The organism is Allobosea sp. P1_A7 (assembly GCF_056406775.1).
Map to the genome: position 1 here is coordinate 1 of NZ_JBFTZN010000430.1, position 3257 is coordinate 3257.

The window sequence follows — 3257 nt, forward strand, 5'->3', positions numbered from 1 at the left end:
CGATGGAAACCGACGACTTCGCCGAGGTCGTCGGCAATCTGCTCGACAATGCGCGCAAATGGGCACGCAGCGCCGTTACGGTGCAGGTCCACACCGCTGACGGCGGCAGCACCGTTCTCTCGGTCAGCGATGATGGGCCCGGCGTGCCGGGAGACCGACGCCAACTGATCCTGCAACGTGGCGTCCACTTCGCTCCGGACAGTCATCATTCATCCGGACTGGGCCTTGCAATCGTCTCGGATACCTTGGCCGAGTACGGCCGGGAACTGATCATCGCCGACACCGAAACGGGCTGCACCATCTCGTTCGAAATCGAGCCGCCCCGGCGCAGCGAACGAAGGCAGGGCGATGGCACAGCGAAGCCGAGACCGGCAGTCATCCCCTCGGTTGCGCGGGCTGCCGAATGAAGCCCGGGCCGTAGCGCAGTCACAGCCGCAATCGCGTCAGATATGAATGGCGTGGCCGAGCGCTTTCAGCGCCGCCTCCTGCACGGCCTCGCCAAGCGTCGGATGGGCGTGGATCGTTCCGGCGATATCCTCGAGCGTTGCGCCCATCTCGATGGCGAGCCCGAACGCCGCGCTGAGTTCGGAGACGGATTGCCCGACTGCCTGGATACCCAGGATCACATGGGTCTTGGCCTGCGCGACGATGCGCACAAAGCCCCGCTCGCTGTGGAGCGTCATCGCACGGCCGCTGGCAGCCAGCGGAAACTGCCCGGTCTTGATTTCGAAGCCGGCGCGACGCGCCTCGTCCGGTGAAAGACCGGCCGAGACAATCTCCGGATCGGTGAAGCAGATCGCCGGAATGCAACGCTTGTCCCAGGCGCGCGGCAGGCCGGCGACGATCTCCGCCACCAACTCGCCCTGCGCCATGGCGCGGTGCGCCAGCATCGGCTCGCCGGTGACATCCCCGATCGCATGGATACCGCGCATCGAGGTCTCGCAGCGCTCGCCGATGCGGATGAAGCTGCCATCCATGTCGAGCACCAGTTCCCGGAGCCCGAGATCGGACAGCACCGGCTTGCGGCCAACGGTGACGAGTATCGCGTCCGCCGCGATCCGCCGTTCCTCGCCTTCCGCCGTCTCGACCAGCAGGGACTTGCCGTCCGGAGTCGCGCCGCGCGCCTTCGCCCCGAGCAGAAGCTCGACGCCGAGCCTCGACAGCGATCTCTCGACCGGCGCGGTCAGCTCGGCATCGTAAAGCGGAAGAATCCGTGGCAACGCCTCGACGAGGGTGACCTGCGAGCCGAGCTTCGCAAAGGCGATCCCCAGTTCCAGGCCGATATAGCCGGCACCGACGACCGCCAGCCGCCCCGGAACCGCGGGCAGCGACAATGCCTGCGTCGACGAGATCACAGTGCCGCCAAAGGGCAGGAAGGGCAGCTCGACCGGCGCAGAGCCGGTGGCGATGACGATTGTTTCGGCCCGGATCAGCTTCGGGCCCGTCTCGGTCTCGACGGCAACGGTCTTGCCGTCGCGAAAGCGAGCCCGGCCATGCACGATCTTGACCTTGGACTTGCGCAAGAGCGCGGCGACGCCGTTGTTCAGGCGCTGGACGATCCCGTCCTTCCAGCCGATGGCCTGCTTGAAATCGAGCGCCGGCGCCGAGGCCGTGAGCCCGAACGGCGTCTTGCCCTGCGCGGCCGTGGCCAGCTTCTCATATTCATCGGCGACATGGATCAGCGCCTTAGACGGAATGCAGCCGACATTGAGGCAGCTGCCGCCAAGCTTCGTGCTCTCGACGATCACGGTGTCGATGCCGAGCTGGCCAGCCCTGATGGCGCAGACATAACCGCCCGGGCCCGCGCCGATGACAAGCAGTTTGCAGGTGATCTCGGTCATGGCGTCAGGCATCCACGAAGAGCATTGCCGGGTTTTCCAGAAGCTCCTTGAGCCGCTGCACGAAGACGGCCGCATCCCAGCCGTCGATGACGCGATGGTCGAAGCTCGACGACAGGTTCATCATCTTGCGCGGGACGAAGCTCGTGCCGTTCCACATCGGCCGGATCGTCATCTTGTTGACGCCGACGATGGCGAGCTCGGGGTGGTTGATCACCGGCGTGGTGGCGATGCCGCCGAGCGCGCCGAGCGATGTGACMGTGATCGTTGAACCCGTCAATTCGTCCCGGGTCGCGATGCCTTCGCGTCCCCGTTCGGCGAGCCGGCCGAGTTCCCGGGCGCAGTCYCAGAGATCACGAGCCTCGGCATGTTTCACGACCGGCACGATCAGTCCTGTCGGCGTCTGGGTCGCGATACCGATATGGATGCCGGCATGTTGGTGGACGATCCCGGCCTCGTCATCGAACAGCGCGTTCAGGTTCGGCTGCTCGGCCAGCGCCTTGACCAGCGCCCGCATCACGAAGGGCAGAAGCGTCAGCTTCGGTCGCTCGAGCGTCGGCTTCTTGTTCAGGACTGCGCGGAGGTCCTCCAGCGCGCTGACGTCGACCTCCTCGACGATGGTGATGTGGGGGATGCGTGCCTTGGACAGCGCCATCTTCTCGGCGATCTTGCGGCGCAGGCCGACGATCCTGACGTCGGTTACGGCGGTCAGGCGCGCCAGCCCTGGCGCACGTTCGGCCTCGGGCCCGCGCAACGCGAAGCTGTCGAGGTCCTCGTGAGTGATGCGCCCGCCCGGGCCGGAGCCCACGACCTGGCGCAGGTCGATCCCGGCCTCGCGCGCCTTCAGCCGGACGGCCGGCGAAGCGAGCGGCTTCTCGCCAGCCTGCCGCCTCGGTACGGCGCTCAGCGTGGGAGCTGAGACCGCGCGCGGCTTGGGCGATGCAGCGGGCCTGGCCTCGGTCAGCTTTGCCGGAGCGGGGGCGGGAGCTTCTTTCTTCGGCGCGGCGACAGGCTGCTCGACAACGACCAGCTCCGGCGCCTCGCTCCCTTCCGGTTCGCCATGATCGGTCGCGCCCTCGCCTGCAACCTTCAGCCGGACCAGCGCCGAGCCGATCGCAACGGTGTCGCCGATATCGGCGCCGACCCAGACCACCTCCCCGTCGACCGGCGATGGGATCTCGACCGTCGCCTTGTCGGTCATCACAGCAGCAAGGAGATCGTCCTCACGCACGATGTCGCCGACTTTGACGTGCCACTCGACGAGCTCGGCCTCGGCAATGCCCTCGCCGACATCCGGAAGCTTGATGACCCGTTCCGCCATCATCGGCTCTCCATGATCTCACGCAGGGCGGCGCCGACGCGCGCCGGGCCGGGGAAATAGGCCCATTCCTGGGCATGCGGATAGGGCGTGTCCCAGCC

General features: G+C 67.0%; 3 protein-coding genes. 1 reads left to right on the top strand and 2 read right to left on the bottom strand.

Going from position 1 to position 3257, the window contains the following annotated elements; genetic code table 11:
- The coding region (locus AC1D34_RS35675; RefSeq protein ID WP_476826800.1) for an ATP-binding protein at positions 1 to 407 on the top strand (407 nt) is incomplete at its 5' end.
- A 36-nt stretch (positions 408 to 443) separates the two neighbouring features.
- Here AC1D34_RS35675 and lpdA read toward each other — a convergent pair.
- Together lpdA and AC1D34_RS35685 are read right to left on the bottom strand one after the other, a co-directional pair.
- Complete coding sequence (lpdA, locus tag AC1D34_RS35680; RefSeq protein WP_476826801.1) at positions 444 to 1841, bottom strand: dihydrolipoyl dehydrogenase; 1398 nt, start codon at positions 1839 to 1841, stop codon at positions 444 to 446.
- A 4-nt stretch (positions 1842 to 1845) separates the two neighbouring features.
- The gene (locus AC1D34_RS35685; protein ID WP_476826802.1) at positions 1846 to 3159 is read right to left on the bottom strand and encodes a dihydrolipoamide acetyltransferase family protein; all 1314 of its coding nucleotides are present in this window, start codon (positions 3157 to 3159) and stop codon (positions 1846 to 1848) included.
- Positions 3160 to 3257 lie beyond the last annotated feature (98 nt).